The sequence below is a fragment of the Streptomyces sp. NPDC051963 genome (assembly GCF_044593495.1).
Classification (GTDB): Bacteria; Actinomycetota; Actinomycetes; order Streptomycetales; family Streptomycetaceae; genus Streptomyces.
Genome location: NZ_JBIUCC010000008.1, coordinates 109,451 through 136,304 on the forward strand (window position 1 = coordinate 109,451; position 26,854 = coordinate 136,304).

The 26,854-nt window shown below is 70.5% G+C and carries 27 protein-coding genes and 1 tRNA gene; 8 read left to right on the forward strand and 20 right to left on the reverse strand.

Features of this window, described 5'->3' with window-relative positions:
- Window positions 1-42: 42 nt before the first annotated feature.
- From ACIHFB_RS31885 to ACIHFB_RS31930, 10 genes are all read right to left on the reverse strand, one after another.
- Window positions 43-390: a hypothetical protein gene (locus tag ACIHFB_RS31885; RefSeq protein WP_365275464.1), complete on the reverse strand. Its 348-nt coding sequence runs from the start codon at window positions 388-390 to the stop codon at window positions 43-45.
- A gap of 373 nt (window positions 391-763) precedes the next feature.
- The gene (locus ACIHFB_RS31890) at window positions 764-1,078 is read right to left on the reverse strand and encodes a hypothetical protein (RefSeq protein ID WP_365275466.1); all 315 of its coding nucleotides are present in this window, start codon (window positions 1,076-1,078) and stop codon (window positions 764-766) included.
- A gap of 252 nt (window positions 1,079-1,330) precedes the next feature.
- On the reverse strand, window positions 1,331-1,699 hold the full coding sequence (locus tag ACIHFB_RS31895) for a hypothetical protein (RefSeq protein WP_365275469.1): 369 nt from the start codon (window positions 1,697-1,699) through the stop codon (window positions 1,331-1,333).
- 219 nt (window positions 1,700-1,918) lie between these two features.
- Window positions 1,919-2,185, reverse strand: coding sequence for a hypothetical protein (locus tag ACIHFB_RS31900; RefSeq protein WP_365275471.1), 267 nt, complete (start codon window positions 2,183-2,185; stop codon window positions 1,919-1,921).
- A gap of 366 nt (window positions 2,186-2,551) precedes the next feature.
- Entirely contained in the window at window positions 2,552-2,803 is a 252-nt protein-coding gene (locus ACIHFB_RS31905) for a hypothetical protein (RefSeq protein WP_365275473.1), read from the reverse strand.
- A 163-nt stretch (window positions 2,804-2,966) separates the two neighbouring features.
- Window positions 2,967-5,744 (reverse strand): AAA family ATPase, encoded by a 2,778-nt coding sequence (locus tag ACIHFB_RS31910; protein WP_400128768.1) that lies wholly within the window; start codon window positions 5,742-5,744, stop codon window positions 2,967-2,969.
- Between the two features lie 114 nt (window positions 5,745-5,858).
- Window positions 5,859-8,624 (reverse strand): AAA family ATPase, encoded by a 2,766-nt coding sequence (locus ACIHFB_RS31915; RefSeq protein WP_400128769.1) that lies wholly within the window; start codon window positions 8,622-8,624, stop codon window positions 5,859-5,861.
- 105 nt (window positions 8,625-8,729) lie between these two features.
- Window positions 8,730-9,623 carry an MBL fold metallo-hydrolase gene (locus ACIHFB_RS31920; RefSeq protein ID WP_400128770.1) on the reverse strand — a complete coding sequence of 298 codons (894 nt, stop codon included), beginning with the start codon at window positions 9,621-9,623 and terminating at the stop codon, window positions 8,730-8,732.
- A gap of 31 nt (window positions 9,624-9,654) precedes the next feature.
- Complete coding sequence (locus ACIHFB_RS31925; protein ID WP_400128771.1) at window positions 9,655-10,092, reverse strand: ester cyclase; 438 nt, start codon at window positions 10,090-10,092, stop codon at window positions 9,655-9,657.
- A gap of 66 nt (window positions 10,093-10,158) precedes the next feature.
- A complete protein-coding gene (locus ACIHFB_RS31930) occupies window positions 10,159-10,455 on the reverse strand; it encodes a hypothetical protein (RefSeq protein WP_365275486.1) in 297 nt (98 codons plus the stop codon).
- Window positions 10,456-10,508: 53 nt separating this feature from the next.
- Between ACIHFB_RS31930 and ACIHFB_RS31935 the strand changes: the two genes are divergently transcribed.
- Window positions 10,509-11,165: a TetR/AcrR family transcriptional regulator gene (locus tag ACIHFB_RS31935; RefSeq protein ID WP_400128772.1), complete on the forward strand. Its 657-nt coding sequence runs from the start codon at window positions 10,509-10,511 to the stop codon at window positions 11,163-11,165.
- On the opposite strand, the gene ACIHFB_RS31940 is transcribed toward ACIHFB_RS31935, so the two are convergent.
- Together ACIHFB_RS31940 and ACIHFB_RS31945 are read right to left on the reverse strand one after the other, a co-directional pair.
- Window positions 11,134-11,207 (reverse strand) — tRNA-Thr (locus tag ACIHFB_RS31940). The genes ACIHFB_RS31935 and ACIHFB_RS31940 overlap by 32 nt on opposite strands.
- 154 nt (window positions 11,208-11,361) lie before the next feature.
- Window positions 11,362-12,276, reverse strand: a complete 915-nt coding sequence (locus tag ACIHFB_RS31945) for an aminoglycoside phosphotransferase family protein (RefSeq protein WP_400128773.1) — start codon at window positions 12,274-12,276, stop codon at window positions 11,362-11,364.
- On the opposite strand from ACIHFB_RS31945, the gene ACIHFB_RS31950 reads away from it, so the two are divergent.
- Both ACIHFB_RS31950 and ACIHFB_RS31955 read left to right on the forward strand, forming a co-directional pair.
- Window positions 12,275-12,928, forward strand: coding sequence for a rhomboid-like protein (locus ACIHFB_RS31950; protein WP_365275495.1), 654 nt, complete (start codon window positions 12,275-12,277; stop codon window positions 12,926-12,928). The genes ACIHFB_RS31945 and ACIHFB_RS31950 overlap by 2 nt on opposite strands.
- 9 nt (window positions 12,929-12,937) lie before the next feature.
- Entirely contained in the window at window positions 12,938-14,338 is a 1,401-nt protein-coding gene (locus tag ACIHFB_RS31955; protein ID WP_400128774.1) for an NAD(P)/FAD-dependent oxidoreductase, read from the forward strand.
- A 58-nt stretch (window positions 14,339-14,396) separates the two neighbouring features.
- Here ACIHFB_RS31955 and ACIHFB_RS31960 read toward each other — a convergent pair whose 3' ends face one another.
- The 3 genes from ACIHFB_RS31960 to ACIHFB_RS31970 all read right to left on the reverse strand — a co-directional run bounded on the left by ACIHFB_RS31960 (window position 14,397) and on the right by ACIHFB_RS31970 (window position 18,210).
- Complete coding sequence (locus ACIHFB_RS31960) at window positions 14,397-15,890, reverse strand: MFS transporter (RefSeq protein ID WP_365275501.1); 1,494 nt, start codon at window positions 15,888-15,890, stop codon at window positions 14,397-14,399.
- A gap of 92 nt (window positions 15,891-15,982) precedes the next feature.
- Window positions 15,983-16,963: a zinc-binding dehydrogenase gene (locus ACIHFB_RS31965; protein ID WP_400128775.1), complete on the reverse strand. Its 981-nt coding sequence runs from the start codon at window positions 16,961-16,963 to the stop codon at window positions 15,983-15,985.
- 86 nt (window positions 16,964-17,049) lie between these two features.
- The gene (locus ACIHFB_RS31970; protein WP_400128776.1) at window positions 17,050-18,210 is read right to left on the reverse strand and encodes an NAD(P)-binding protein; all 1,161 of its coding nucleotides are present in this window, start codon (window positions 18,208-18,210) and stop codon (window positions 17,050-17,052) included.
- A 209-nt stretch (window positions 18,211-18,419) separates the two neighbouring features.
- On the opposite strand from ACIHFB_RS31970, the gene ACIHFB_RS31975 reads away from it, so the two are divergent.
- A complete protein-coding gene (locus tag ACIHFB_RS31975) occupies window positions 18,420-19,088 on the forward strand; it encodes a pentapeptide repeat-containing protein (protein ID WP_400128777.1) in 669 nt (222 codons plus the stop codon).
- Window positions 19,089-19,147: 59 nt separating this feature from the next.
- Window positions 19,148-19,660 (forward strand): GNAT family N-acetyltransferase, encoded by a 513-nt coding sequence (locus ACIHFB_RS31980; protein ID WP_400128778.1) that lies wholly within the window; start codon window positions 19,148-19,150, stop codon window positions 19,658-19,660.
- 21 nt (window positions 19,661-19,681) lie between these two features.
- Here the strand turns inward: ACIHFB_RS31980 and ACIHFB_RS31985 are convergent, their stop codons facing one another.
- Both ACIHFB_RS31985 and ACIHFB_RS31990 read right to left on the reverse strand, forming a co-directional pair.
- Window positions 19,682-20,749 (reverse strand): Ku protein, encoded by a 1,068-nt coding sequence (locus ACIHFB_RS31985; protein WP_400128779.1) that lies wholly within the window; start codon window positions 20,747-20,749, stop codon window positions 19,682-19,684.
- 75 nt (window positions 20,750-20,824) lie between these two features.
- Window positions 20,825-22,234, reverse strand: a complete 1,410-nt coding sequence (locus ACIHFB_RS31990) for a M1 family metallopeptidase (protein ID WP_365275519.1) — start codon at window positions 22,232-22,234, stop codon at window positions 20,825-20,827.
- Window positions 22,235-22,272: 38 nt separating this feature from the next.
- Between ACIHFB_RS31990 and ACIHFB_RS31995 the strand changes: the two genes are divergently transcribed.
- Window positions 22,273-22,773, forward strand: a complete 501-nt coding sequence (locus ACIHFB_RS31995) for a hypothetical protein (protein WP_365275522.1) — start codon at window positions 22,273-22,275, stop codon at window positions 22,771-22,773.
- Between the two features lie 81 nt (window positions 22,774-22,854).
- Here the strand turns inward: ACIHFB_RS31995 and ACIHFB_RS32000 are convergent, their stop codons facing one another.
- From ACIHFB_RS32000 to ACIHFB_RS32010, 3 genes are all read right to left on the reverse strand, one after another.
- Window positions 22,855-23,421 carry a GNAT family N-acetyltransferase gene (locus ACIHFB_RS32000; protein ID WP_400128780.1) on the reverse strand — a complete coding sequence of 189 codons (567 nt, stop codon included), beginning with the start codon at window positions 23,419-23,421 and terminating at the stop codon, window positions 22,855-22,857.
- A gap of 28 nt (window positions 23,422-23,449) precedes the next feature.
- Window positions 23,450-24,442, reverse strand: coding sequence for an esterase/lipase family protein (locus ACIHFB_RS32005; protein ID WP_400128781.1), 993 nt, complete (start codon window positions 24,440-24,442; stop codon window positions 23,450-23,452).
- 189 nt (window positions 24,443-24,631) lie between these two features.
- Window positions 24,632-25,207, reverse strand: a complete 576-nt coding sequence (locus tag ACIHFB_RS32010) for a TerD family protein (RefSeq protein ID WP_365275530.1) — start codon at window positions 25,205-25,207, stop codon at window positions 24,632-24,634.
- 162 nt (window positions 25,208-25,369) lie between these two features.
- Here ACIHFB_RS32010 and arfB point away from each other — a divergent pair, with 162 nt between their 5' ends.
- Together arfB and ACIHFB_RS32020 are read left to right on the forward strand one after the other, a co-directional pair.
- Window positions 25,370-25,798: an alternative ribosome rescue aminoacyl-tRNA hydrolase ArfB gene (gene arfB, locus ACIHFB_RS32015; RefSeq protein ID WP_365275533.1), complete on the forward strand. Its 429-nt coding sequence runs from the start codon at window positions 25,370-25,372 to the stop codon at window positions 25,796-25,798.
- An 82-nt stretch (window positions 25,799-25,880) separates the two neighbouring features.
- A complete protein-coding gene (locus ACIHFB_RS32020) occupies window positions 25,881-26,741 on the forward strand; it encodes a sigma-70 family RNA polymerase sigma factor (protein WP_400128782.1) in 861 nt (286 codons plus the stop codon).
- Window positions 26,742-26,854 lie beyond the last annotated feature (113 nt).

Consider the following 26,854-nt stretch of genomic DNA (forward strand, 5'->3'; position numbering starts at 1 on the left):
CGGACCGGGATCAATCCCGGTCCGGCATTTTCTGATCGGGCCTCAGAAGTCGAATTTCGGCACCTTGACACCCTTGGGCAGCTCGACCTTGTTGGAGCAGTCCACGACCGGCCCGATCCTGGTGGTCCCGCCGTTCACCGTGGCGCTCTGGGGGAACGCCAGGCGCGGCCGTTCGATCGTCGAGCAGTCATGCTTCTGCTGGATGACGTACCCGCCCTGCTTGTCCTTGTGGACAGTCTCGCTCTTGCGAACACACGTGATGTCACCCTGGGCGGAGGCCTTGCAATCACGCGCGGGCACGTCGGCGTATGCGTGCCCGGCACCGCCGTAGAGCACGGCGAGAGTTCCAAGGAGCCCAGAGACGGTTGCGATCTTCTGTCGACCGATCATGTGCTGCTTTCCTTTGCAATCGGGGCCCGGCGCCTGGGCCGTTGACCGGCGCGGGCCCGAGCATTGCTGCAGCCCGGACGCGCACCCTGGTGGGTTTGCCGCGCGTCCGGGCTGCCTTCAGATCGTGCAATGTGCATACGTGGTTCCGACGGAGGTCGATGCGCCTGTCGTGACGCTCGAGGCGACGTGCGTCGCGATGGTCCGCGAGGCGGCCGAGGTGCTGGGCCGACCAGGGTGCGAACTGCGGCGCGACCGCCTGCGAAACGGCTTATGGGGCCCACTGTGGCGCGGAATGCGCAGCCACCCGACCCGCCGCTGTCACGACGACAATCGCAGTGCCCTGAAACTCGCGCATCGAACCCACGGCGCTTATTTACTTGGCGATGTACGGAGCGGAGTACTCGCCGTAGCCCTCGGGCGCGGCGTACTGCGGAGCAGCCTGGGGGGCAGCCTGCGGGGCGGCCTGCGGAGCAACCTGGGGGGCGGCCTGCGGAGCAGCCTGCGGAGCGGAGTGCGTCCCGCCGTGCGGAGTGCCCCACGTGGCAACAGCGTTGGCCTGCGAGGTCGCCACCGCGACGATGTCCGTACCGTCGTTCTCGTGGGCGAAGGCCGTACCGGCGCCGAGACCCATGGCGGACAGACCTGCGACCGCTGCGGCTACGACCGCAACGCGCTGAAACTTGCGCATTGAATTGACCCTTTCTTTCCGGGGCTTGATGCCCTGGCTTGACTACTTAGTGTGAGCATATACACGCAGACCGTAGCAATTTGGGACCTTTTGTCCTTCTGTGTGTCGTGTCGGATGACAGGGCTGGCGATGTGGAAACGACGTTGCCCCGAGGGGGAGTCACGGGTGGCGGGGCGCGGTCACCCGTTTGCCGAAACGGCGGATGGCCGGTCCAAGTCGCCCTGGTCCGGCCATCGTTGTTCGAGGGGAGGCTCAGCCGCCGAGCAGGCGAGCCAGCAGCGGACCGCCGTCCTTGGCGTCGCTCTCGGGTGCCTGCGCTCCGGGCGTCAGGTCGGCACAGGTGATCTGGGGCCCGATCCGCGTCTGCCCGTTGTTCAGCAGGCCGGGGGCAGGCAGGGTCAAAGGTTGTGTCGGCTGGCAGTTCACTGTCCGGTTGACGGTGAACGCGTCACCCTCGGGCGTCTGGCCCACGATCCGCTGGGCGCAGACGATGTTGCCCTCGGCGTCGAAGGTGCACACGCCCGGGCCTGAGGCGGCGTAGGCCTGGGAGGCGCCGAAGCAGGTCATGGCGAGGCCGCCGAGAAGTCCCGTGACGGCCGCGATCTTCTTCCCGTTGAACATGTGTTGCGTCTCCTAGGTGGGGGATGTCGGAGAGGAGGTTCAGGTCCTGGGACTGCGGGTGCAACCGCTCATCGCGGCGCCGGATTTCAGGGCCGTCGCGAACGCGTGCGTACCGGCGGAGCGGCCGCGCGCTCCGGGTGGCCGCACGTGAGCGGGCCCCTTCGGGGGGTGCCCCCGAGGGGCCCGCGGAAGGCGTCGCGCACGACTACGCCGCCGACCTCAGCCAGTGAAGGCGTTGTTGAACTGGCCGCAGGTGGTGTCGAAGGTCTCGGCGAGACCGAGCACGCCGATCGGGAGGTCGCCCTCGGCCACCGTCTGCGGGCTGCACTCCTGGTAGGGGCGGTAGAGGTCGGACACGTGCGGACGGTCGGCCACCTTCGGCGCGCGCCCGCCGTCGTGGGCGAAAGCGGTACCGGCACCGGCGCCGACGGCGGTAAGGCTGCCGGCCGCCGCTGCGACGATCATGACCTGCTGAAGCTTGCGCATGGAACCCTCGGTCTTTCATTACCTGTACGTCGAGGCTGATTGCCTACCGTGACTGAATGAACACTAGCAGTAGCGATCTACCGTATTCCACACCGGTGATATCCCGTGTCCCGGCGGGGACATGGGGGCATATGAGGGCTTCTCGAAAGTCGGTGGAATGCACCGTGACGCACACTCGGTCTGCGGTGATGACGGCTCAACCGGGCTTGACGCAGGCTTAATTGCCTAATGTCTGAAGATCGGCCCGCCGGGGACTGTCAATCTTCAGACTGTCAATATGCCTGCATGGCCAGTGAATTCGTGGAGCAGTGATGGGAAAGCGCTCGGCTGGGTGTCCCAGCCGAGCGCTCTGTGGAAGCGGGTCGTTTACAGGGTGTCGTCCTCGACTACGACGGGCTGACCCCCATCCACGATCTCGACCTCGCCCACCGGCAGGTCCTCGGCGTCCGGCAGCTCCACGCCGGGCACCTCCTCGAGGGTGACGCCGTCGTGGTTGGTCGTGGGGGCGTGGCCCGAGGTCGCTGCCGAAGCGGCTCCGCCCGCGGCGAGGAGTACGGCCAACGCGCCGGCCGTCACCATGCCCCGGCGGCGTGAAACCCTGCGCCATTGCATGTTCATGGGATCTGCTCCTTCGTGAGAGGACACAGGGGATGCCGGTCCTGTTCCGGCCCCCGGTCCCGTCGGGATCGAGTACGGGGCAACTCTTTCGCCGGGCGGCTGAGAGGCCGCTGAAGAAGCTGAAGATCCCGTTCAGCTGCCAACTCGATTGTGTGAGCGGCGGTCAGGACGAACCGGCCAGGCCGCTGGCTTCGGTCAGCCAGAGCGTTTCCTCGTGTCCGTGGAGTGCGTTGGCCAGCTGCACCCGGGACTGGATGTTGAGCTTCTTGAACACGGCGCGCAGATGGGTTCCGATGGTGTTGACGGAGATACCGAGTTCGGCGGCGGCGGACTTGTTGGTGTGGCCGGCGCCGATGAGCGCGGCGACTCGTTGCTCGGCCCTCGACAGACCGGGCGTACCGGCGTCCGGTGCTGCGACGGCGCACCACTTCACACGTCGGGCTCCCGCCTCGCGCATCGCCCGCTGCACCGCCGTACGAGGATGGTGCGCACCTATCGCGTGGTACTCGTCCCAGGCGTGGTCCAGCTGTTCCAGGCCCTCGGTCCGGCGCCCCGCGGCCAGCAGGGCACGGCCCAAGGAGTCGGCGCCGCCGGCCCGGAACACGGCGCGCGGGCCGGCGGCGAGCAGCTTCGCCGAGCGCTCGATCGTCTCCAGGTCCCGCATACGGCGGCCGAGCAGATTCAGGGCGACGCCTTCGAAGCTCGCCACCCCGGGATTGCGGGCGGCCGTGGTGTGCGCCGCCTCCGCCATGAGCTGGGTGAGGTCGTCGCCGGCGGGTGTGCTGTCGAGTTCCTCGAACCATCCCGTCCACCACGGCCACAACTGCCGGTACGGGTGGGCCCGGCCGGTGTCGTGGAGGAGCGGGAGCAGGACGTCCACCGCCGACCGCAGGTCACCCTGGGCCGCACGCAGCCAGCCGCGCATCACCGCCAGGGCGGGATCGCGCAGGGCGTCGTCGATGTGTGTCAGACCGTCCGCCTGCTCGAGCTGGGCGGCGGCGGTCGGGAGGTCGCCGCGGAGCAGGTGGACCGCCGCCCGTACGACGAACGCGTCGAGCACGAGGAGGTGGGTGCCCAGCCGCAGACCCAGCTCGGCCAGGGCCCGGGCGGTGGCGTCGGCGTCATCGAGGCGGCCGAGGTGGAAGTCCGACCACATCTGGGCGCGATGTACGGCGGGCAGCGCGTCGGTGACGCGCTCGGTGTCGGGGCGCAGTCGCCGTAGCAGCGCCCGGGCGTGGTCGTGGCGGTCCAGGGACTGCAACTCGGCGATCTCGTCCGCGAGATGGTCCGTACAGCCCAGCGAGCGCATGTCCTGGTAGTGCCGCAGGGCTTGCAGATGCCGGGATTCGTTGCCGGCGGCGACCGCGGCCGCCCACAGCGCCGACGTCACCGCCTCCCGGTCGCCGTTCAAGCGGGCCTCTTCGAGCGCCCCCTCGGCATGCCGGAGCGCTGTGTCGCCGCGCGCGAGCCCGGCGTCGGCCAGCGCTCGGGCGGCCCGCAGACGCGCCGCGACCCGGGGCGAGAGCGTCACCGCCCGCAGGGCCCGGTCGGCGCGTGCGCGCAGCTCGCCGACGCGCCCGCCGAACCACAGGGCGCTCGCCACGCGGGCCTCCACCTCGCCGACGAGATCGGGGTCACCGGCCTGCGCCGCGATCGCGTCGGCGACCGCGACGGCGTCGGCCGCACGCTCCGTACGGCACAGCACGGCCAGACAGCGACGGCTGAGCTCCTGCCACTCCGGCTGTGTGATCCGGAGCGTACGGAACGCCAGGTCAGCGCATTCGCCGGCCTCGGCCGGATTCGGATCCACGAGGGCCTCGGCCGCCGAGATCAGGAGCGCCGCGGCCGCCGTGTCACCGGGGCTGCATGCCTCACGGGCATGAGCGGCGGCCATCGGCACACGTCCCGCGGCGAGGCATTGGGCGGCGAGGGCCCGATGGAGCCCGTGTCGGCGGCCTGCGTCGATCGCGGCGTGGACGGCCTCCTCGACGAGGTCGTGGCGGAAGCCCAGTGCGGCACCGTTCACGACCAGCAGGCCGGCGTCGATCGCCTGTCCGCAGACACGCTCGCCGTCCACCCCCGCATCTCCGGTCGCGGCGCCCAGCAGCCCGGCCGCTTCCCACGTCGGCAGAGCGCCGCCCGCCACCGCCACGAGCTGCACCAGATCCCGGGCGGCCGCGGGCAGTGCCGCCAGCCGATGCGCGATGGACGCGTGGAACTCGGCCGCCATCCTGTCGACGTCACCGCCGGTCGTGTCACGGACCAGCTGGTCGACGAGGCGCGTGGCCAGCAGCGGGCTGCCGTCGAGGGCGTCGAGGAACCGCCGGGCGCGTGTGCCGGGCAGCCGGCCCAGCCGGTCGTGCGCCATCGCGACCAGGTCCGTGGTGTCCAGCGGCCCGAGCGGAATCTCCTCGACCAGGATGGGGTCACCGCAGACCAGGTCGCCCTCGAGCCCGCTGTCGCGGCCCGCGAACACCCACACGACGGGCTGCCCGGCCAGCCGCGAGACCAGCGCACGCAGCAGGAAGCGGCTCGTACGGTCCACCCACTGGGCGTCGTCGAGCGTGATGACCAGCGGGTGCGCTGTCGCCGCCACCGCCAGGCGGGCCGCGATGCGCTCTGCGACCAACAGCGGTTCGCTCGCGGCGGCCGAGATCTCCTCGTACTCGGAGGCGTCCAGCAGCGGGCGGCGCCCCGACCGCAACAGCGCGATGACCGGTGCCCCCGGACTCACCTGCTCGATCTCGTCGCACTTGCCGCCGACGACACGCAGCTTCAGCGCCGACGACTGCCGGCGCACCTCGCTCAGCAGCGCCGACTTACCGATCCCGGCCGGTCCGGAGACCAGCAGCACCCCGCCCCTGCCGTACCGGGCGGCGGCGCGTACGACGGCGAGTGCCCGCGCCATCTCCTCGCTTCTCCCGCGCAGCGGCCCGAACATCTCCCACTCCGTCCCGTCCGGACGTTCCGCATCGGAAGCTAACAACGGGACCTGCGCGAACGGCATCAGCAACTTGACTGAAGTGACCCGCGCCGACACCGGGCCGGACAGGCCCTAGCCGCCGTTCGCGGTGTGCCGGTCGATGAGGTCGCGAAGCTGGTGGCGGCCCGCGATGCCGAGTTTGGGGAAGGAACGGTACAGATGGGAGGCGACGGTGCGTGGCGACAGGAACAGCCGGTCGGCGATCTCGCCGTTGGTCAGTCCGCTGCCGGCCAGGACGACGATCTCGCGTTGCTGGGTGGTGAGTTCGTCCAGCGCGCTCGCGGCGCGGGGGGATCGCACACTCACACCGCAGGCCCGTAGTTCGGACTCCGCCCGCCGGGTCCAGGGGGCCGCACCGAGGCGGCGAAGGGTCTCCAGGGCCGCGCCGAGGACGGGTTTGGCGTCGTTGACGCGTCGCTGCCGGCGCAGCCACTCCCCGTAGTCCAGTTGGAGCTGGGCGCGTTCGAAGGGCCACACCTCACCGGCCGGGTCGGCCAGTGCCGTGACGAAGTGCTTCTCGGCGGTGTCGGGGTCGGCGAGCAGACCTCGCGCGCGGCCGGCGAGCTGATCCAGCCGGGGACCGGGTGCGGGGCTGATCCGGGCCAGCGCGCGTTCCAGCAGGGTCCGCGCCTCCGAGGGCCGTTCGGCACGGGCCGCGGCGGCGGCGAGGTCGGCGATGGCGAGGTAGGAGAAGGTGTGGTGCAGCGCCGTGCCGTCCTCGGCGAAGTGCCGGCGAAGCTGCGTGTAGGCGGCGCCGTGGTTGCCCTTGGCGAGTTCGGCGAGGCCCGCGGTGTGCCGGATTCTGGCGGCGTAACCGCCGTATTCGGCGACGTCCACGGCCGCGTGTACGCGGGTCAGCAGCGGCCCTACGTCGCCGAAGTCGCCGCGCATGGCCGCGACGGTGGCGATGGTGAGGTCGGCGGAACCGGCGACGGTCTCCATCTTGTAGGCGGCGGCGATGTCGTTGGCCTCACGCGCGGCGGCGAGGGCCTCGTCCCAGCGGCCGCTGTCGATGTACGCCCATTCCAGCGCCGAGAGCACCCCGCCGCTGGCGCCGCGCACACCCGGGGCACGCAACTCGGTGAGGTATCCGCGCATCAGACCGACCGCGGTCTCGGTCTCGTTGAGGACCCAGGCGGCGGCGCCCACCATGCCGGGGTCGGCGGGGGAGGCGTCGGCCAGCCGGTGCAGTTCGGCGACGGTCTCGTCCCGGTCGACGTACGGGTTCGTGCAGGCCTTCAGCCAGATCCGGTACTCCTGCGCGACCCCCTCGGGCGCGGGGGCGGATGCGTCCAGGGCGCCGAGCGCGGCACGGGCCCGGGTGACCGTGTCGGCCTTTCCGGTCTGGTGGGCGACGGTGGCGGCCATGGAGGTGGCGCCCCACGCCACGTCCGGCAGCCGTGCGCCTGCCTCGGCGGCGAGGGCGAGGAGCGTTTCGAACGCCTCCGCGTGGCGGTTCGACCACTGAAGCGCCCAGCCGATGCCGAAGCGGGCGGCGATGCGGAGATCCGGCTCGGAGGTCAGGGTGAGTACCTTCTCGGCCAGCGCCAGCACCCAGTCGGCCTGTCCGGCGGACTGGGCGAGATCGGCGGCGGCGAGCAGTCGCCGGGCCTTGTCGTGTTCGTCGGGGCTGAGCTCGGCGGCGCGTTCCAGGGCGGACGCCGCCGCGGCGGCGCCACCACGGCGCTGCGCCTGGGCAGCGCTCGTTTCGAGGAGTACGGCGATCTGTTCGTCGGGTTCCAGCGCCGCGGCGGCCAGATGCCAGGCATGGCGGTCGGGCTGGTCACGCAGGGCGTCTGCGACCTGCCGGTGCGCCGCGGAGCGATCGGTGAACGGCGCCGCGTGGTAGACGGCCATCCGGACGAGGCAATGCGTGAACTGGGGGCCGTGTGCGTCCAGCCGGATCAGACCGGCCGCCTCCGCCGGGGCCAGCGCGCCGGCCGACAGCCCCGGGACGGCGGCCGCCACGTCCGGGCTCTCGGCCACCGCGGCGATCAGCAGCGCGGACCGCGCGGCCGCCGGCAGGGCCGTGAACTGGGCGGCCATGACGGTGGTGAGCTGGGTGGTCAGCGGGAGCGGCTCGGTCACCCAGCGACGGCCCGCGTCGGGATCCTCCGCGATCACCTTCGCCAGCTCGATCAGCGCCAGCGGATTGCCGCCCGCCTGGGCGAGCACCTGTTCGCGGGGCCGCCCGCGCGGCGGACGCGGCTGGGCGTCCAGCAGCCGGCCGGCGTCGGGCAGGTCCAGCGGCGGCAGCCGAAGCTGCGGAAAGTCGCGTTCGAAGCCGGCCGGGGGAGCCGTCCCACGTGCGCTGAGCAGCAGCACCAGAGGCTCCGACTCCACCCGCCGGGCGGCGAAGGCGAGAGCGTCGAGCGATGCGCGGTCGAGCCACTGGGCGTCGTCCACCCACACCAACAGCGGTTGCTCGTCCGCCAGTTGGGACATCAGGGTGAGCACGGCGATCCCCGTCAGCAGGGCGTCCGGCGGCGCCGGTTCCGCGGAGATCCCGAAGGCACCGCGCAGCGCCTCGGCCTGGCGGACCGGCAGTGCGTCCACTCGGTCCAGTACGGGGCGCAGCAGCTGGTACAGCCCGGCGAACACCATGGACTGCTCCGACTCACGGCCGGTGGCGGCGAGGATACGGACCCCCGCCGACCGGGCATGCGCGGCGGCCTCCGCCACCAACGCGGTCTTGCCCACGCCCGCGTCGCCCAGGAGCAGCAGTCGGCGGCCTTCCGGATAGGGCGGGCCGACAAGACCGCGGAGCCGGTCCGTCTCCTGCCGCCGCCCGACCAGGTTCGAGCCCTCGTCGGTCATCGCGGGGATATCGCCTCGCACCCGCCCGAGAATACGCCCACGGCAGGTCGCGGCGAGGACGATGATGCGCTGCTCGGCTCCCTCGGAGCCGTGCGTAAGCGGCCCGGCTCGCCTACACCTCGTCACTCACAGCCAGGCGGTCACGAGGTTCTCGATCGGGTCGCCGCCCTCGCGGGCGAGGTAGAGGGCTCGTGCGCTGACCCACAGGACGGTCGTACCGATGAAGTCCGGGTAGCGCTCCCGCATGGCGTTGAAGAAGTCGACCGGTTTCTCGTACTGCGCCAGCGCGGCTTCGGCGTCATCGAGGTAGCGGCGGTGCTCCGTGATGAGTCGGGACGCGTCGTCGTCGAGGGTCCGGTTCTGATGGCTTGCGACGATCCTGCTGGGCGCCAGCGCGGCGACGGCGTCGACGGCTTCGCGCCAGGCAGTGAAGTCACCGTCCGGCGACTCGGCCAGGTACTGGTGGACACCGTTGTAGATCACGTCGCCGGCCGCCACCAGGCCGAGGTCCGGCACGTGCAGGACCGTACAGTCCTCGGAGTCCGCGTGTCCGACCTCCACGAGGCGCAGCTCATGGCCCTCGAGTTCGAGGCGGTCGTCCGGGACGGTGACCGCCGTGACAGGGGACGGCGGGATCTGACCGGGCCACATCTTGTCCCACAGCACTTCGCGGGCGCCGACGTTGCCGTGCATCTGCTGGATGGTTCCGGCGGAGGCCACCACCTGGGCGCCGAAGCGCTCGGCGAGCATGCCGGCCGTGAACCAGTGGTCACCGTGTCCGTGGGTGGCAAGGATGTGGGTCAGCCGCTTGCCGGTCGCCTCGACCCAGTCACCGACCGCGTTCGCCTGCGCGGTGGTCAGCGGCGGGTCGACCAGCACGGCGTCGGAGCGGCCCTGGATCAGGGTGACGGCGATGGGCTGATACCTGCGAGGCTCGCCGTCGGGCAGTGGCCCGGAGCTGTTCATGGGCATGGGGTCGGCCACGAACACGTCGTAACCGAGGGCTGTCTCGGTGGACATACGTTCCTCCTGCTGAGGGCGAGCGTGTGAATCAGGCGTTGAGTTGTTGGAGTGCCGTCGCCCAATTCTCGATGTGGTAGCCCTTCGCCAGTTTTCCGTCGCGAACGGTGAAAACATCGATTGCCATCGTCCGGAAGGACTTTCCGGTCGGAGCGGCGCCCCAGAATTCCTTGACCGGCGTTCCCGTCGCCTCTCCGCGCACGATCATCGTGTCGTCGACCACATGGATGTCGACGACTTCCCATGCAAGATCCGGCACGGTCTCTCCCATGCCCCTGAATACGTCGGCCAACTGGTCGCGCGTCAGGAATTCCTGATTCGTGTGGTACGAGTGATAGTCGTCGTTGCAGGCCTGGGCCAGAAGTTCCGAGACGTTCTTCTCGCTCGGTTTGTTCAGCGCCTCGTAGAGCGGGGCCGAGATCCTGCGCGCCTCTTCGACGGTCATGAACGATTCGTCACTCTTGGTCATCTGACCTGTCCTTTGTCGCAGACGGTGTCGTACCGAGAAGCTATCCGGGGCGTCGATTCCGGTCTCTCACCCAGATATGTGAGAGGTGTGACGGCGGTCCTCGGGGAACGAGTCGCCGTACATGGGCAGACCGCTCACCGATTCCTTTCGTGAGACTTCCTCCTCGATCACGTCCCAGTGCTCCAGCAGGATGCCGTCCTTGACGTGGAGAAAGTCGGCGGCGATCCACGGGGCCGGCTGTCCGTGACCTGAGAAACGCCCGCGCACCATGACCATGTCCCCTTCCGTCATGATCAGTTCGCATTCGTGCCGCAACTCCGCCGGCAGACTCCTGACCAAGTTCTTGTCTTCGACGGTGCTCATGGGAGTACTTGGACCCTTCCCGGTTTTGTGGTCCGATCGGTCAACAAAGCCGTATGGCGGATCCCGACGAGGAGCACGACGACGGGCAGATGCCGGCCGTCATACGGCAGCAGTTCTGGTCCCGTGGCTACGACGGGACCTCGACGTATGACCTCATGGAGGTCACCGGCCTGGGCAAGGGCAGCATCTACAAGGCCTACGGGTACAAGCACGAGCTGTTCCTGCGTACGTTCCGTGACTACTGCGAGGGCCTCGTCGCCGGAGCCAGGAAGGCGCTGCTCGCGGAGGAGGCCGAACCGTCCCCGCTGAAGCGCATCGAGGGCTACCTGCTGACGACCACCGACCAGATGATTCGTCAGTCTCCGCCGCTCGGGTGCTACCTCACCAAGGTGACCGTCGACATGGCGGCCATCGACGAGGACGTGGCCCAGGTCGCCAAGCGTGCCTACGAGGAGATCGCCGGCGCCTTCGAGGCGGCCGTGCGGGAGGGGCAGGCCGTCGGTGAGGTGGATCCGGCCAAGGACGCGAAGGCCTTGGGCCACCTCATGCTGGTGACGATCAGAGGCATCGACTGCCTGGCCCGTAGCGGGCTGGCAGCCGGCGTGCTCGCCGACACCGCTCGCGCCGCGATCTCCGCGTTGCGCACGTCAGGCGACTTCGGTACCGACCACATCACAGAGCCCCCTGTCGGAATCGAACCGACGACCTGATCATTACAAGTGACCCGCTCTGGCCATCTGAGCTAAGGAGGCAGCGCGTACAACGATGCCGTACGCGAAGGCGCCACCACTGTACACAGAGTGTGTTTCCCCAAGCCACGAGGTTCGGGACGTGGATCGGTGGCGGCACTGTACGTAGCCGTCCGTGCACCCACCGGATCATGCTCCGGCCGGCCGGGGTGGTTTCTCAGCCTCTCAGCCGTCGCGCGATTTCCAACTGCTCCTCCTCCAGCGGGCGTCCGTCCTCGATGTCCCAGAGGCAGTTCTGGAGCAGCCGCCCCAGCGTCCAGGCACGCGCGCGTGCCCGGTCCAGGCCGAGGACGTCCGTCATCGCGTCGAAGCGCCAGATGATCTCGTCCGCGTCGAAGCGGTTGGCGAGGGCGGGCCACAGTTCGAAGCCCGGGTCGCCGGACAGCGGTTTGGGGTCGATGGCGAGCCAGGGGGCGCGGTCGGAGGCGAGGACGTTCTCGTCGTGGAGGTCCCAGTGCAGAAGGCGGTCGCCTGGGTCGTCGACGACTTCTCGTACGGCGGCCGCGCAGTCGGCGACCAGGCGGCGGGCCTGCGGGTCGGGGATCCGTTCCAGCGCTCCGGGGGTCCGGTCCAGCATGGCCAGGGCGATGTCGCCGAGGCGGCGCATGTCCTGCGGGGCCGGTACGGAGGTGAGGTGCGCCAGCAGACGGGCGATGACGAGGACGGCCTCGCGGGTGTCGCCGAGATGCGACAGCATGCGGGTCGCGTCGAGGCGTTCGAGGAGCATCGTGCCGGTGGCCGGGTCGTGGTCGAGGAGCCGTACCGCCCCGTCGCCGTCCCACACGCGCAGCGCGACCGGTTCGCCCTCGCTCTCCTCGTCGAGGAGCTGAAGCTTCAGCACGGCCTGGTTGCCGTCGGCGCGGACGACGGGCACGACCAGGGCGGCGACCCCGTGCATCGGCCGTCCGTCGACCGTCAGCTCCCAGCGCTCCAGGAACCCGGCCGTCAGCTCCGGCAGCCCGGCGATGAACGCCCGCCCCGCCTCCCCGTTGAACTCCGCCTGTGACGCCGCCAGCGCGCTCGGAATGTCGATCACCCGCCGGACGTTACCCGCGTGCGTGAATCGGTTCATGCGAATTGACCGGGGTCCGAGCAAGGTGTGGGCGTACGTCCGCAGCGCCCCCGGCACCTATGTCTGGCTGGGCATCCTGTTCGTGACGACCGTCGCGCTGCACCGTATGTCGCCGGAGTTCGAGGCGGAGTTCCTGCGGCAGCGGTCCACCAACATCCATGAGCTGTCGAGCAACCCGGTGCGGGTGCTGGTCGCCAGCGCGATGTGGATCGACGGCGGGTACTGGCTGCCGTACGCCGCCCTGTACACCGTTTTCCACGCGCAGGCCGAGCGCTGGCTGGGGACCGCGCGGTGGCTGGTGGTCTGTGCGTCCGCGCATGTGCTCGCTTCGCTGATCAGTGAGGGCGCGCTGCTGTGGGCGATCCGGCACGGGATGGCGGCGCGGTCCGCCGTGGACACGCTGGACATCGGGGTGAGTTACGCGCTGGCGGGGGTCGTGGCCGTGCTGACCTACCGGATCGCGGTGCCGTGGCGGTATGCGTACGCCGGTGTCGTGCTCCTTGTGTACGGGGTGCCGTTGGCGGCCGGGCGCACCTTCACGGATCTGGGGCATTTCCTCTCCGTACTGATCGGGCTGGCCTGTTATCCGGTCGTCGGAGGGCGGACAACAGTACGGAATCCGAAGGAGACAGCTCCCGCCGCGAAGGGTTAACGTCCCGGCATGAGCAGCTCAAGCGGTGCCGTGAACGGCGGTATCTCCTTCTGGTACGCGGACGACGGCATCCCGGCGGTGCGGGAGCCGCTCGCCAGGGACGCGTCGGCGGATGTCGTGATCGTCGGCGGCGGGTACACGGGACTGTGGACCGCGTACTACCTGAAGAAGGCGGCGCCCTTCCTCCGTATCACCGTCCTGGAGCAGAAGTTCTGCGGGTACGGGGCCTCCGGGCGGAACGGCGGGTGGCTGTACAACGGGATCGCGGGGCGCGACCGGTACGCGAAACTGCACGGCCACGAGGCCGCCGTACGACTTCAGCAGGCCATGAACGCCACCGTCGGCGAGGTCGTCGCGGTGGCCGCGGCGGAAGGCATCGAGGCGGACGTCCGCCAGGGCGGCGTGCTCGAAGTCGCCGTCACCCCCGCGCAGTTGGCGCGGCTGAAGGCCTTCCATGAGCACGAGCTGTCGTACGGCGAGAAGGACCGCGAGCTGTACGGCGCCCGTGAGACCGCCGAGCGGATCCGGGTGATGGATGCCGTCGGGTCGAGCTGGACGCCCCATGGGGCGCGGGTGCATCCGGTGAAGCTGGTGAAGGGGCTGGCGGCGGCCGTCGAGGCGCTCGGGGTGGTCATTCACGAGCGGACGCCGGTGGCGGAGATACGGCCGAAGCATGCGGTGACGCCGTACGGGACCGTCCGGGCGCCGTATGTGCTGCGCTGCACCGAGGGGTTCACGGCCGGTCTGAAGGGTCAGAAGCGCACCTGGCTGCCCATGAACTCCTCCATGATCGCGACCGAGCCGCTCACCGACGAGCAGTGGGCGTCGGTCGGCTGGGACGGCCGGGAGACGCTCGGCGACATGGCGCACGCCTATATGTACGCGCAGCGCACCGCCGACGGACGGATCGCACTGGGCGGGCGCGGGGTGCCGTACCGCTTCGGATCGCGGACCGACAACGACGGGCGGACACAGGCGGCGACGATCGAGGCGCTGCGGGAGGTCCTCGTGCGGTTCTTCCCGTCGCTGGCCGGGGTGCGGATCGAGCATGCCTGGTCGGGTGTGCTGGGCGTGCCGCGCGACTGGTGCGCGACCGTCACGCTGGACCGGTCGACGGGGATCGGCTGGGCGGGCGGCTACGTCGGCTCGGGCGTCGCCACCGCGAACCTCGCCGCGCGGACCCTGCGGGACCTGGTCCAGCAGGACTCGGGCCAGGGCAGCCGGACCGACCTCACCGACCTGCCGTGGGTCGGCCACAAGGTACGCAAGTGGGAGCCGGAGCCGCTGCGCTGGCTGGGCGTGCACGGCATGTACGCCACGTATCGGGCGGCGGACCGCCGAGAGGCTACGAGCCACAGCGCGGAGTCGTCCCGACTGGCACGGTTCGCGGATCGCGTCGCCGGGCGGTGAGCTGAGCGAGGTTGGACGGAGAGGGGCTCCGCGGTCCGGTGGGCCCCTCTCCGCGTTCTCAGGGCACCGGTTCCGGTACCGGGGTGCTGGCCGGGGTGCCGTGTTTGGGGGCCTTCGCCGTGACCATGAGGCCTGCGATCAGGCCGGCCAGCAGCATGATGCCGACGGCCCACCAGATGGCGACCGTGTAGCCGTGGACGATGCCCTCCCGTACCACCAGGTCCCGCTGGGAGGGGTTGGTGAGGTGGGCGGTGACGTAGGCCGCGCTGCTCGTGGTGGCGATCGTGTTGAGCAGGGCCGTACCGATCGAACCGCCCACCTGCTGCGAGGTGTTGACGGTCGCCGAGGTCACGCCGGAGTCCTGCGGGGCGATGCCCGCGGTCGCCGTCGCGAACACCGGCATGAAGGTCAGGCCCATGCCGAGGCCCATCAGGAGCAGTGCGGGGAGGATCTCGGTGGTGTAGGCCGAGTCCACCGTCATCTGTGTGAGGATCAGCATGCCGCCGGCCGCGAGGATCATGCCGGGGACCATTAGCATGCGCGGCGCGACGTGCTCCAGCAGCCGGGCCGAGATCTGGGTGGAGCCGACGATGATCGCGGCGGTCAGCGGCAGGAAGGCCAGGCCGGTCCGCACGGGCGAGTAGCCGAGGATGACCTGGAGGTAGTAGGTCATGAACAGGAACAGCCCGAACATGCCGATCACCGCGAGCGCCATGGTCAGGAAGCAGCCGGCGCGGTTGCGGTCCTTGATGATGTGCAGCGGCAGCAGCGGCATGGGCGCGCGGTTTTGCCACCACACGAAGGCGGCCAGGAGCACGACGCCCACCGCGAACAGGGCCAGCACCAGACCGTCCGTCCAGCCGCGCGGCTGGGCCTCGCTGAAGGCGTACACGATCGCGACCAGGCCGCCGCAGCCCAGCAGCACACCCGGCACGTCGAGGCGGGCGCCCGAGTGGGCGGGCCGGTCGTGGAGCAGGGCTAGCGCGCCGAAGACGGCGGCGATGGCGATGGGCACGTTGACGTACAGACACCAGCGCCAGTCCAGGTACTCGGTGAGCAGCCCGCCGACGATGAACCCGATCGCCGATCCGCTGCCCGCGATGGCGCCGTAGATCCCGAAGGCCTTCGCCCGCTCCTTCGGGTCGGTGAACGTGGTGGTGAGCAGGGACAGCGCGGAGGGGGCCAGTACGGCGGCGAAGACGCCCTGGAGCGCACGGGCGCCGAACAGCATGCCCGCGGTGGTGGCCGCACCGCCGAACGCGGAGGCGGCGGCGAAGCCGACCAGCCCGATCACGAAGGTGCGCTTGCGGCCCACCAGGTCGGCGATGCGGCCGCCGAGCAGCAGCAGCCCGCCGAAGGCCAGGGTGTAGGCGGTGATCACCCACTGGCGGTTGGCGTCCGTCATCCCCAGATCGCTCTGCGCGGAAGGGAGCGCGATGTTCACGATGGTCGCGTCGAGGACGACCATCAGCTGAGCGAGGGCGATGACCACCAGGCCCCACCAGCGGCGGGGGTCGGCGCCCGTGGCTTCACCTGTCCGGGTGACGCTCATCCGGCCGGCAGACCATGGTTCGCCCGGTGTCGCATCTGCATCCTGAATCGCATCGGCGTCCTGTATCGCGTCCGCGTCGGACTTCTTCCTGTTCATGGTTCCAGTACGACCTTTCCGGTGGTCCCGCGGCTCTCCAGCGCCCGGTGCGCGGCGGCCGCCTCGGCGAGCGGGAAGCGCTGCACGGCCGGGGTGAGGCGGCCCTCGGCGGCTTCGGCGAGGGCGCGCAGTTCGAGGGTGCGTACGGGGTTCGGGCCGCCCGCCTTCCGCATCATCACGGGCCCGAGGACCTGCTCGGTCACCCCTTCGACGACGTACGCCGCGCCGTCCTGGAGTCCCTCGCCGGACCAGCCGAAGACGAGGTGCTGCCCGCCCGGCCCGAGCAGGTCGACGGCCGCACGGGCGACATCGCCACCCACCCCGTCGAAGACGACGGTGGTGGCCCGTCCGCCCAGGAAGGCACGGACCTTGTCGGGCCAGGCGGGGTCCTTGTAGTCGACGGCGAGGTCGGCGCCGTTCGCCGCCACGCGCGCGGTCTTCTCCGGGCCGCCCGCCAGGCCGATCACGGTGGCGCCGGCGGCTCGCGCGTACTGCACGAGCAGGGTGCCGATACCGCCGGCGGCGGCCGGGATCACGGCCACCGAGTCCGGGCCCAGCTCGGTGAACTGGAGGATCCCCATCGTCGTACGGCCCGTGCCGATCATGGCGACGGCCTGCGCGAAGTCCAGGCGCTCGGGGATCTCATGGACGCGGTCGACATCGGTGACGGCCAGCTCGGCGTACCCTCCGGGCGCGAATCCGAGGTGGGCGACCACGCGCCTGCCCAGCCACAGCGCGGCGACGCCGTCCCCGAGGGACTCGATCACCCCGGCGACCTCGCGGCCGGGGACGGTGGGGAGCGTCGGGGGTGCGGGCAGCGGGCCCTGCATGCCCTGCCGCAGCGCGGTGTCGAGGAGGTGGACTCCGGCCGCCGCGACGGCGATACGGACCTGGCCCGGGCCCGGCCGCGGGTCTGCGACCTCTTCATAGGTGAGGTTCTCGGCCGGCCCGAAGGTGTGCAGACGGATGGCGTGCATGGCGGGCTCCCTGGGTGATCGCTCGGTATGACGCCCACTCTTCAACCTCAAGTTTGCTTGAGGTCAAGGGGGTTCCAGGCCCGGCCTCAGGCCTGTTTGAGGTCGAGCGCGCTCCGGCCGAGGGCGAGCGAGACCGCGGTGAGCGCGCTGTTGAAGGAGACCTCGGACAGCACGCCCGGGGCGGCGACCTGGTCGCCGGCGAGGTAGACACCGTCGCCGCGGTCCACGGCGGGCCGGTCGCGCCAGCTGGTGCCGGGCAGGTCGACGGCGCCGGTACGGCCGTTCGCCACGGCCTCGCTCCGCCAGGTGACGCGTTCGCGCCAGCCCTCGAAGGCGAGGTCGAGCAGTCCCTCGGCGCGGGCGATGCCGTCGGTCCGGGACTCGTGCGGGGCGATCGGGATCTGCCCCTGGATGAGCTGCTCACCGGCCGGCGCGAGCGACCGGTCCTGTGCGGTGAACCGCTCCAGCCAGCCGGGGGAGTCGAGGTCGGAGACGACGAAGGCGTCCCCGCGCCGGGTCCGCAGCGCGAGGTCGATGAGCGCCGTACGCCCGCTCGGCCACGTCAGGGAGTCGTCCTTGAGCAGGCGGCGGGCGGCGTCGAGGGAGGTGGCGACGACGACCGGTGCGTCCGTGGGGAGCGTGCCGACCCGGGACAGCGTTTCCATCCGCACGCCCAGATTCCACGCCCGGGCGGCCATCCGGTCGATGAGGGTGGCCCAGCCGCCGCGTGGATACTGCGCCTCCGGCGGCAGCTTCGTGGCCCGCCGCAGCCGCTCCTGCACGAACGCGGCGGACAGGCTGCCCGGGTCGTGATGGAAGAGGGCGACGGCGGAGTAGTGCGCGGCGGCCCGCGCTCCCTCCTCGCCCGCCTCCTGCTCGGCCCAGGTCATGAAGTCGACGTCGACCGGCGCCTGTCGGGCGCTGCGGCGGAGCAGCTTGAGCAGGGCGAAGGGCGGGGTCCGGCGCAGTACGCCGTGGTGTTTCAGCCGCAGCCGGGCGGCCTCCAGGGGCGGGATCGGGGCGAGTGGCCCGATGAGGTCGCGCTGCCGGAGCCAGGCCCAGTGCGGGCCGCCGTTGTAGAGGGCGTGCGGGCCTTCGTTCGTCCGGTACGGCCCCTCCGCGGTCCGCGCTCGCCCGCCGAGGGTGTGATGGGCTTCGTGCACGGTGACCTTGGCGCCCGCCTCGGCGGCGGTGATGGCGGCGGTGAGTCCGGCGAAGCCGCCGCCGATGACGGTGATGCGGTGCATGGCTGGGGTCTCCCTTGTTTGGGGTCGCCTTTTCTCTGTGTTGCTGTGCATGGGACGCGTTGCTGTGCATAGGACGGTGGGAGGGCCCCGGAATGTGACATGACCGCCTTGGCTGATGAGTTTGTGCAGGTCAGAGAGGTTGTCAGTGGTCGGGTGCACCATGGCCTGTGACGCGGGTGTGACGGGCGGGACGGGACGGGAGACAGGGCGTGGCCAAGAAGGCAGGGGTCGTCAAGGGTGCGCGGCGGCCGGAGGTGCGGCTGCCGGTGCTGGAGCCGTACGTCGGCGGGGAGTTGGAGCCGGACGGGGACTACGACGGCCTGGAGTTCCTGGATGCCGACTTCGCCGGGCAGGACGGCGGGGGCGCCCGCTTCATGGACTGCACGCTGACGGGCTGCGCGCTGGACGAGACGCGACTGCACCACGCCCGCTTCCTCGACTCGGTTCTCACGGCCCCGCGCGGCGTCGGCACGGACCTCGCGGAGGCGACCCTGCGCGATGTCGAGCTACGGGACGCACGGCTCGGCGGGACCCAGCTGCACGGCGCCGTTCTGGAACGGGTCGTCATCCGCGGCGGCAAGATCGACTACCTGAATCTGCGCGCCGCCCGCCTCAGAGACGTCGTCTTCGAGAACTGCGTCCTGGTCGAACCGGACTTCGGCGGTGCCCGTCTGGAGCGGGTGGAGTTCCCGGGCTGCGTCCTGAAGGAAGCGGACCTCACCTCGGCGACGATGACGGACGTCGACCTGAGGGACGCGGCGGAGCTGGGCATCGCCCGGGGTGTGGACCGGCTGTCGGGGGCGGTGATCAGCTCGGGGCAACTGGTGGATCTGGCTTGGTTGCTGGCGGGGGAGCTGGGGATTCGGGTGGAGGGGTGACGGGGGAGCCGGAGGTTCGGGTGGTGGAGGGAGAGCGGCTCCGCGATAGGTTGCCCGGCGTGATCCTGGACTCCCTCCCCCTCACCCCCGACCGCGACATCCCCGCCCCGCTCCTGACCGAACTCACGGCCCTGTACGCCTCGAACCGCGAGTTCCAGGCCCTCAGCGGCGACTTCCCCGACCCGGACGACATCCGCCCGGAACAGGTGGCGGTGTCGCTGGCCGAAGAGTTGGCGAATCCGGAAGCGGAGGTGCTGCTGGCGAGGAGCGAGGGCGCGCTGGTCGGGGTGGCGATCACACTCGTCCACCACCCGGACCCGGCGGACCCGGACCCGTGGATCGGGCTGCTGATGGTGGACGCGACGGCACAACGCCGGGGATACGGACGCCGACTGGCCTCCCTGGTCGAGGACCGTTTCCGCGTCGAGGGCCGCACCGCCGTACGGCTCGCGGTCCTCGACAACAACCCGAGGGCCCTCGCCTTCTGGACGGCCCTCGGCTACGAGACCATCGGCCACCGTGAGGACCGCCGCCTCGCCCGTCCGTGCGCGGTGCTGCGCAAGGAGCTGTAGGGCTGGGCCGCTCGGCTCCGCTCAGGCCGTCCGCTTCCGAGCCGACGTCTTCTTGGCCGGTGTCTTCTTCGCCGTGCTCTTGGCGGTCGTCGACTTCTTCGCGGCCTGCGTCGACTTTGCCGTCGACTTGGACGTCGACGTGGACGTCGTCTTGGCCGTCGTCTTTTTCGCGGAGGCCGCTGTCTTCTTGGCGGCCGTCTTCTTGCTGGTCGACTTCCTTCCGGCGGGCTGCTTGGGCGCGGTGCGGGCGGACTTGCGGGCCGGGAGGCGTCTGACCTCGGCGGCTTCCTCCGCCGGCTCCTCACCGCGGGACTCCTTCGCGTCCCGCACGCTCTTCTCCAGGGCGGCCATCAGGTCCAGGACCTTGCCGCCCTTCGCGGGTTCGGGGGCCTCGGGCGGCGCCTCGCCGGCGACCTTCGCGGAGATGACCTCCTCGACGGCCTCGCGGTACTCGTCGTGCAGATCGTCCAGGTCGACCTCGCCGAGGGTGTCCATCAGGGCGTCCGCGAGGTCGAGCTCCTTGTCGCGGACCGTGACGCCGGCGTCGGGAGCGACGCCCTCGGGCTCGCGGACCTCGTCCGGCCAGAGCAGCCCGTGCATGGCGATCGCGTCGCCGACCACCCGCAGCATGCCCAGCCGCTCCCGCCCCCGCAGGGCGAATTTCGCGATGGCGACCTTGTTGCTCCGTTTGAGTGCCTCGCGCAGCAGCGTGTACGGCTTGGCGGCCGGGGCGCCGCTCGCCGCGAGGTAGTACGCGGCGTCCATCTGGAGCGGGTCGATCCGGTCGTCCGGCACGAACGCCACGATCTCGATCGTCTTGGCGGTGGGCAGCGGGAGGGAGGCCAGGTCCTCGTCGGTGATCGGGATGAGCGAGCCGTCCGCGTCCTCGTACGCCTTGCCGATCTCCGCCTGTGTGACCTCGCGGTCCTCCAGTTCGCAGACCTTGCGGTAGCGGATGCGGCCGCCGTCCTCCGTGTGGATCTGGCGGAAGGAGATCGAGTGGCTCTCGGTGGCGTTCACCAGCTTGATCGGGATGCTGACCAGGCCGAACGAGATGGCGCCGTTCCATATGGATCGCACGTGCAGCACCTCTCCGAGCGGGGTACGGGGGCCAGAGTGGAGGTACATTTGTCGCCGTTTGCGGGGGAATCCCATCGTATGGCGTCAGGGCTGGTCCGGCCTGCCCTCCCCGTACAGCCACTCCTGCCAGATCCGCGTGAAGTCCTTGCCCGGTGCCTTCTGCTCGACGTACTCCGTGAAGTCGTCGGTGTCCGCGTTGCCGTGGCGGTGGGTGGCGGCCCAGCCCTGGATGATCTCGTAGAACGTGTCGTCGCCGACCGTCTGCCGGATCTTGTGCAGGACCATCGCGCCACGTTCGTAGACCGGGGGGTCGGAGATGTGCGCGGCGTCGGTCGGCTTCGCGGGCGGGAAGTCCCAGATCGCCTCGTTGTCCTCGGCGTCGTCGTAGTACTCGCCGTCGTAGAGCGCGTCGAAGATCTGCTGGGCGGTGTCCCCGTCGTGGTCCTCCTGATACAGCCACTCCGCATAGGTCGCGAAGCCCTCGTTGAGCCACATGTCCCGCCAGGTCTTCGGGGAGACGGAGTCGCCGTACCACTGGTGGGCGAGTTCGTGGACGAGGAGTTCCGTGCTGGGGGCGCCGGGGAAGACGGGGCGGTTCTGGGTCTCCAGGGCGTAGTCGACGTCGTCCTCGCGCTCGACGATCGCTCCGGTGGAGGAGAAGGGGTACGGGCCGAAGTTGTACTCGGCCCACTCCATGATCTCGGGGAGCTCCGCCAGTACCTCCCGGCTCGCCGCGGCCTGGTCGGGGTCCACGGCGGTGTACACCGGCAGATCGCCCGCGACGGTGCTGCGGCTGATGTCGTAGTCGCCGACGGCGAGCATGGCGACGTGGCTCGCCATCGGCTCCGCGGTGTGCCAGGTGAAGGTCGTACGGCGATCCGTGCTCGTCTCGTTGGTCAACTCCCCGTTGGAGACGGCCTCCAGGCCCTTCGGCACGGTCACTTCGAGGTCGTACGTCGCCTTGTCGGACGGGTGGTGACTGCCGGGGAACCAGGCCATGGACCCCGTCGGCTCGCCGAGCGCCAGGGCGCCGTCCGCGGTGGGCAGCCAGCCCTCCTCCGAGCCGTCCGGGTCGGTGAGCGTCTCGGGTGCGCCGGAGTAGCGGACGGTGACGCGGAAGGTGTTCCCGTCGGCCAGGTCGTGGCGAGGGCGGACGGTCAGTTCCTGGCCGGCGCGGTTGAAGCGGGCGCTCTCGGAGTCCACGGTGACGGCCTCGACGTCCATGCCCTCGAAGTCGAGGTCGAAGGCCGAGAGGTCCTGTGTGGCCGTGGCCGTGATCTCGGCGGTGCCGGAGAGGTGCTGCGCCTCGGGGGTGTAGTCGAGGGTGAGGCCGTAGTGCGTGACGTCGTAGCCGTCGTTGCCCGCCTTGGGAAAGTACGGGTCGCGCACGCCCGAACCGCCGGGGGTGCCGGTGACCCCGCTGCCGCACGAGGTCAGGGCGAGGGAGAGCAGGGCGAGGACGCAGGTCGGGACAACGGGTGCAGATCGGGACACGTCAGTGATCCTAGGCGGGTCATGACAACATCGCGTACGTGCTCGACATCGGCTACGCCCTTTCCACCCGTTTCCCCGACCCGCCCCAGACCGACTACCGCCGTGCGGACGTCCGTGCGCTGCGGCACGACCTGTTCTGCGGGGACGTCTATCTCGCCGACACCAAGGCGGACCGGGAGTTGTCCACAGCCTGGGGATGGGTGCCGGTGCTGGACTTCGCGTGGGCGCTGTGCGACATCGCGGAGCGGATCGACCGCGATCCGGCGGGGTCCCGGGCCTCCCGGCCCCAGCACGCCGAACTCGACTTCACCGAGTCCACCGACCGGCTGCTCTTCGAGCGCCGCTTCGGATGGGTGGACATCGAGGCCGACTGGATGCCGGCGGACGAGAAACCGCTGAACTTCTCCCACGCGGAGCTGCGGCGGGAGGCGCGGGACTTTCTCCATGACCTGATCGCGGACCTGTGCGATCTGCATGACGACCTCGCGGAGAATCCGGCGATCTGGACGTTGCAGGCGAGATTTCCCCGGGTTGCGTGAGCTGCCGCGGCGCCCTGGTGGATCGTGCCGGCCGTCGTGGCATACGTGGCCCGGGAGTTCTACCGGCACTGCCGGCGGCGGTCAGTCGTCCCTGTGCCGTGTGTGCAGATGGCCGTCGTGCGGGAAGGCCGACGGCGCGGCGGGCAGGACGCGCTCGAAGTCGTAGCGGCTCTTGTGCGCGACCCGGCACGAGGCCGAGTTGTCGACCTGGTGCAGAAGTTCCAGGCGTGTGAGGTGGTCGGCGCCCAGGTCGTCGAAGGCCCATCCGGTGAGCGCTTCCAGAGCGCGGGGCGCCACTCCGCGTCCGCGAGCGTGGGCCGCGGTCCAGTAGCCGACCTCGGCCGAGGGCTTGCCGGGTGCCACTTCCTTGAGGACCACGTACCCGGCCAACTGCCGCCGATCGACTCCGGGTTGCGTTTCCAGGACCGCGAAGCCGAACCGGTCGCCCGCCGCCCAGCCCTGCTCCTGGGCCCGGACCCACTGGAGTGCGTCGGCGGCGTTCTCCACGTCGAAGCTCGTCCAGCGGCGCACCACCAGATCCCGGCCCACCTCGACCAGTGCGTCGACGTCCGCCGGGCACCAGGGGCGGAGAACGAGGGCGGGTGCGGACGTCGTCGCGTCCACATGCAGTACGACCGTGTCATGCACCGGCCCATCGTATGAGGTCCCGGGTGGCTCAGCCGCCGATGAGGGGTGCCGAGAGGCGGCAGTGCACCGGCTTTGCGTGGGCGGGGTCGAGGGTGTTGCGGACGAGTTGGAGGGCGTTGGAGTCGTAGGCGATCGAGATGTGTTCGGACAGGTCCTGGGGGCAGATCTCCTGGAGCAGGATGTTCCGTACGGTCGCGCCCGGCCCTGCCTTGAGGAACTGGTTGCGGTAGGGCGTGACGACCTCGTCGTAGCGGGTGACGATCGTGGTGTAGTCGACCCCTGGTTGTGTGTCGCCGTCCCGGTCGAGCGTGGTGTTCACCCGGGACCCGGGCATCTGGTCCGCGTACGCCTGTCCCAGCACGAGGGAGACCGTCGAGTTGAGGCCGAGGGCGGTGGAGAGGTTGCCCAGGCCGGAAGCGCCGGCGCCGTGGTTGGACGGGGCCAGGCCGATGAACCGGCGCACCTTGTTCTTCGCTGGATTCGCGGGGTTCGTACCCCCCTCGAACCGCAGGTACCAGCGGGGCAGCACGCCGCCGCCCTGAGAGTGCCCCACCAGGTCGACCTGACGGGCGCCGGTGGCGTCGAGGACCCGGTCCACGTATCGGGCGATATCGCGGGCGGAGTCGGGGATGTGCTGCGAGCCCTTGAACGGGACTCCCGGTTGGCCGCCGTAGTTCGGCGCGAAGACGCAGTACCCGGCCCGCTTGAGCAGAGGGGACAACCCACTCCAGTTCATGTGGGCGTTCGTCCAGGTCGCGTGCAGCAGGACGACGGGGCGGGGGTGCGCGGCGGTGGGCCGGCACTTCCAGTCGTTCGCCCCCGGCGGTGAGACGTCCGGCTGGAGCGTTCCGCGGAGGAAGGCCGCGGGGGCCGGGACGTCCGCACTCACGGGCGGGTTCGGGCGGTCGGCCGCGACCGACGTACCCGGGCAACCGAGTGCCAGGGCTGTGATCGCGCCGACGGCGGTCAACCAGGTGAGCAGTCGGGAACGCGGCGCGGACCGGGCAGGGCGAGGTGACACTTCCGCTCCTCGGCAGGATCGGGCACAAGCAGACGCCCAAGATCATCGAGGAGCGGTGGCCGGGACCGCGGCCAACCCGCACCGGACCCACCCTCTGGAGTAGCACCTTTCATTCGTGCGGCTCTGCCGCCGAAGACGACGGAGCCCCCGGCCTCGGAAGGCCGGGGGCTCCGTGAGTCAGTGCGTCTCTCAGACGTTCACACCGAAGTCCTGCGCGATCCCCACGAGACCCGAGGCGTAGCCCTGGCCCACCGCGCGGAACTTCCACTCGGCGCCGTTGCGGTAGAGCTCGCCGAAGACCATCGCCGTCTCCGTGGCCGCGTCCTCCGACAGGTCGTAGCGCGCGATCTCGGCGCCGCCGGCCTGGTTGATGATGCGGATGTAGGCGTTGCGCACCTGGCCGAAGTTCTGCGTGCGGTTCTCGGCGTCGTAGATGGACACCGGGAAGACGATCTTTTCGATGTCGGCCGGGAGGGCGGCCAGGTTGACGTTGATCGCCTCGTCGTCGCCCGCGCCCTCGCCCGTGCGGTTGTCGCCGGTGTGGACGATGGTGCTGTCCGGCGTCTGCTTGTTGTTGAAGAAGATGAAGTGGGCGTCGGAGTAGACCTTGCCCTGGGGGTTGACCGCGATGGCGGAGGCGTCGAGGTCGAAGTCCGTGCCGGTGGTGGTGCGGACGTCCCAGCCGAGACCCACGGTGACGGCGGTCAGGCCCGGAGCCTCCTTGGTGAGCGAGACGTTGCCACCCTTGGACAGGCTTACAGCCATTGTTTGGGAGTCCCTTCCCTCGTTTACGTACGGCAAGAACGCTACAGCTACCCCTATGAACGCCGGGAGGGTACGCGAGGTTCCAGGTCGCTTTACTTTCTTTACCCGGGACGTCGGGATATTCGGGTGACGTGGACCGGACAGGGACGCGACCATGGAGCCATGTCCGGTCCCTATCCCATCCGCGGCTCCGTCTCCCTGCCCGAGGCCGAGCTCATGTGGCGTTTCTCGCGGTCGTCGGGGCCGGGCGGACAGCACGTGAACACCAGCGACTCCCAGGTGGAGCTGCGCTTCGACCTGGCGAAGACCGAGGCGCTGCCCGAGGTGTGGAAGCTACGGGCCCTGGAGCGGCTGGCCGCCCGGCTCGTCGACGGCGTCGTCACCGTACGGTCCTCCGAGCACCGCTCCCAGTGGCGCAACCGCGAGACCGCCGCCGTACGCCTGGCAGCGTTGCTGGCGGAGGCCACCGCGCCGCCGCCCAAGCCGCGCCGGGCGACCCGTATCCCGCGCGGCATCAACGAGCGGCGGCTGCGCGAGAAGAAGGCACGGTCGGACACCAAGCGGGGGCGGTCCGGGCGGGACTGGTCCTGAGCCGGTCGGCGACGGCTGTCACGTTTTCCGCCCGCCGTCCGTCATGTTCGTGTCGACCGACCGCGATACGAGGGGCCCGACCATGACCGACGCGCCGCACAGCAGTGAGTTCCTCGCCGAGCGCTTCGAGTCCCATCGAAGTCACCTCCATGCCGTCGCCTACCGCATGCTCGGCTCCCGGGCCGAGGCTGAGGACGCGGTGCAGGAGGCGTGGTTCCGGCTGAGCCGGTCCGACACCGGCCAGGTCGACAACCTCGGGGGCTGGCTGACGACCGTCGTCGGCCGGGTCTGCCTCGACATGCTGCGCTCCCGCAAGTCCCGTGCCGAGCAGCCCCTCGACTCCGGCGCGCCCGTGCCGGCGGACGTGGCGCCGGACCCCGAGCGGGACGCGCTGCTCGCCGACTCGGTGGGCGCCGCGCTGCTCGTCGTACTGGAGACGCTGACGCCCGCCGAGCGGCTGGCGTTCGTGCTGCACGATCTGTTCGCGGTGCCGTTCGAGGAGGTCGCCACGATCGTGGGGCGGACGCCGACCGCGGCCCGGCAGCTGGCCAGTCGCGCCCGCCGGCGGGTGCAGGGCGCCGAGGCCCCGGACACCGATCTGGTCCGGCAGCGGCGGGTCGTCGACGCCTTCCTGGCCGCCGCGCGGGACGGCGACTTCGACGCGCTGGTCGAGGTCCTCGACCCGGATGTCGTCGCGCGGCACGAGGGCGGTGTGCTCACGGGCGCCGCCGCGGTGGCGGCCGGCGCGGCGAGCTACGCCCACCTCGCCCGTGTCGCACGGCCCGCCCTCATCGGCGGTGCCACCGGCATCGTCGTCCTGGTCGACGGCCGCCCCGAGCGGACGCTCACCTTCACGGTCGCACACGACCGGATCACCGTGATCGACATCACGGACGATCCGGCACGCGCCGCCGAACTCGACATCACACTGCTCGACGTCTGAACGGAAATTTGAACAGGAGTCAGAACGTAAGTCGGAACCGAAGTCCGAACCGCCGTCTGTACGGGACTTCGCGTCTGCACCGGACTTTGCGGCTGTACGCGACTTCGCCGGGG

What these genes read in the sequence shown, in the direction of transcription:
- ACIHFB_RS31885 (WP_365275464.1), bottom strand. Translation starts at nt 390, where the DNA reads ATGATCGGTCGACAGAAGATCGCAACCGTCTCTGGGCTCCTTGGAACT.
- ACIHFB_RS31890 (WP_365275466.1), bottom strand. Translation starts at nt 1,078, where the DNA reads ATGCGCAAGTTTCAGCGCGTTGCGGTCGTAGCCGCAGCGGTCGCAGGT.
- ACIHFB_RS31895 (WP_365275469.1), bottom strand. Translation starts at nt 1,699, where the DNA reads ATGTTCAACGGGAAGAAGATCGCGGCCGTCACGGGACTTCTCGGCGGC.
- ACIHFB_RS31900 (WP_365275471.1), bottom strand. Translation starts at nt 2,185, where the DNA reads ATGCGCAAGCTTCAGCAGGTCATGATCGTCGCAGCGGCGGCCGGCAGC.
- ACIHFB_RS31905 (WP_365275473.1), bottom strand. Translation starts at nt 2,803, where the DNA reads ATGAACATGCAATGGCGCAGGGTTTCACGCCGCCGGGGCATGGTGACG.
- ACIHFB_RS31910 (WP_400128768.1), bottom strand. Translation starts at nt 5,744, where the DNA reads ATGTTCGGGCCGCTGCGCGGGAGAAGCGAGGAGATGGCGCGGGCACTC.
- ACIHFB_RS31920 (WP_400128770.1), bottom strand. Translation starts at nt 9,623, where the DNA reads ATGTCCACCGAGACAGCCCTCGGTTACGACGTGTTCGTGGCCGACCCC.
- ACIHFB_RS31925 (WP_400128771.1), bottom strand. Translation starts at nt 10,092, where the DNA reads ATGACCAAGAGTGACGAATCGTTCATGACCGTCGAAGAGGCGCGCAGG.
- ACIHFB_RS31930 (WP_365275486.1), bottom strand. Translation starts at nt 10,455, where the DNA reads ATGAGCACCGTCGAAGACAAGAACTTGGTCAGGAGTCTGCCGGCGGAG.
- ACIHFB_RS31935 (WP_400128772.1), top strand. Translation starts at nt 10,509, where the DNA reads ATGGCGGATCCCGACGAGGAGCACGACGACGGGCAGATGCCGGCCGTC.
- ACIHFB_RS31950 (WP_365275495.1), top strand. Translation starts at nt 12,275, where the DNA reads ATGCGAATTGACCGGGGTCCGAGCAAGGTGTGGGCGTACGTCCGCAGC.
- ACIHFB_RS31945 (WP_400128773.1), bottom strand. Translation starts at nt 12,276, where the DNA reads ATGAACCGATTCACGCACGCGGGTAACGTCCGGCGGGTGATCGACATT.
- ACIHFB_RS31955 (WP_400128774.1), top strand. Translation starts at nt 12,938, where the DNA reads ATGAGCAGCTCAAGCGGTGCCGTGAACGGCGGTATCTCCTTCTGGTAC.
- ACIHFB_RS31960 (WP_365275501.1), bottom strand. Translation starts at nt 15,890, where the DNA reads ATGAGCGTCACCCGGACAGGTGAAGCCACGGGCGCCGACCCCCGCCGC.
- ACIHFB_RS31965 (WP_400128775.1), bottom strand. Translation starts at nt 16,963, where the DNA reads ATGCACGCCATCCGTCTGCACACCTTCGGGCCGGCCGAGAACCTCACC.
- ACIHFB_RS31970 (WP_400128776.1), bottom strand. Translation starts at nt 18,210, where the DNA reads ATGCACCGCATCACCGTCATCGGCGGCGGCTTCGCCGGACTCACCGCC.
- ACIHFB_RS32010 (WP_365275530.1), bottom strand. Translation starts at nt 25,207, where the DNA reads ATGGCTGTAAGCCTGTCCAAGGGTGGCAACGTCTCGCTCACCAAGGAG.
- arfB (WP_365275533.1), top strand. Translation starts at nt 25,370, where the DNA reads ATGTCCGGTCCCTATCCCATCCGCGGCTCCGTCTCCCTGCCCGAGGCC.
- ACIHFB_RS32020 (WP_400128782.1), top strand. Translation starts at nt 25,881, where the DNA reads ATGACCGACGCGCCGCACAGCAGTGAGTTCCTCGCCGAGCGCTTCGAG.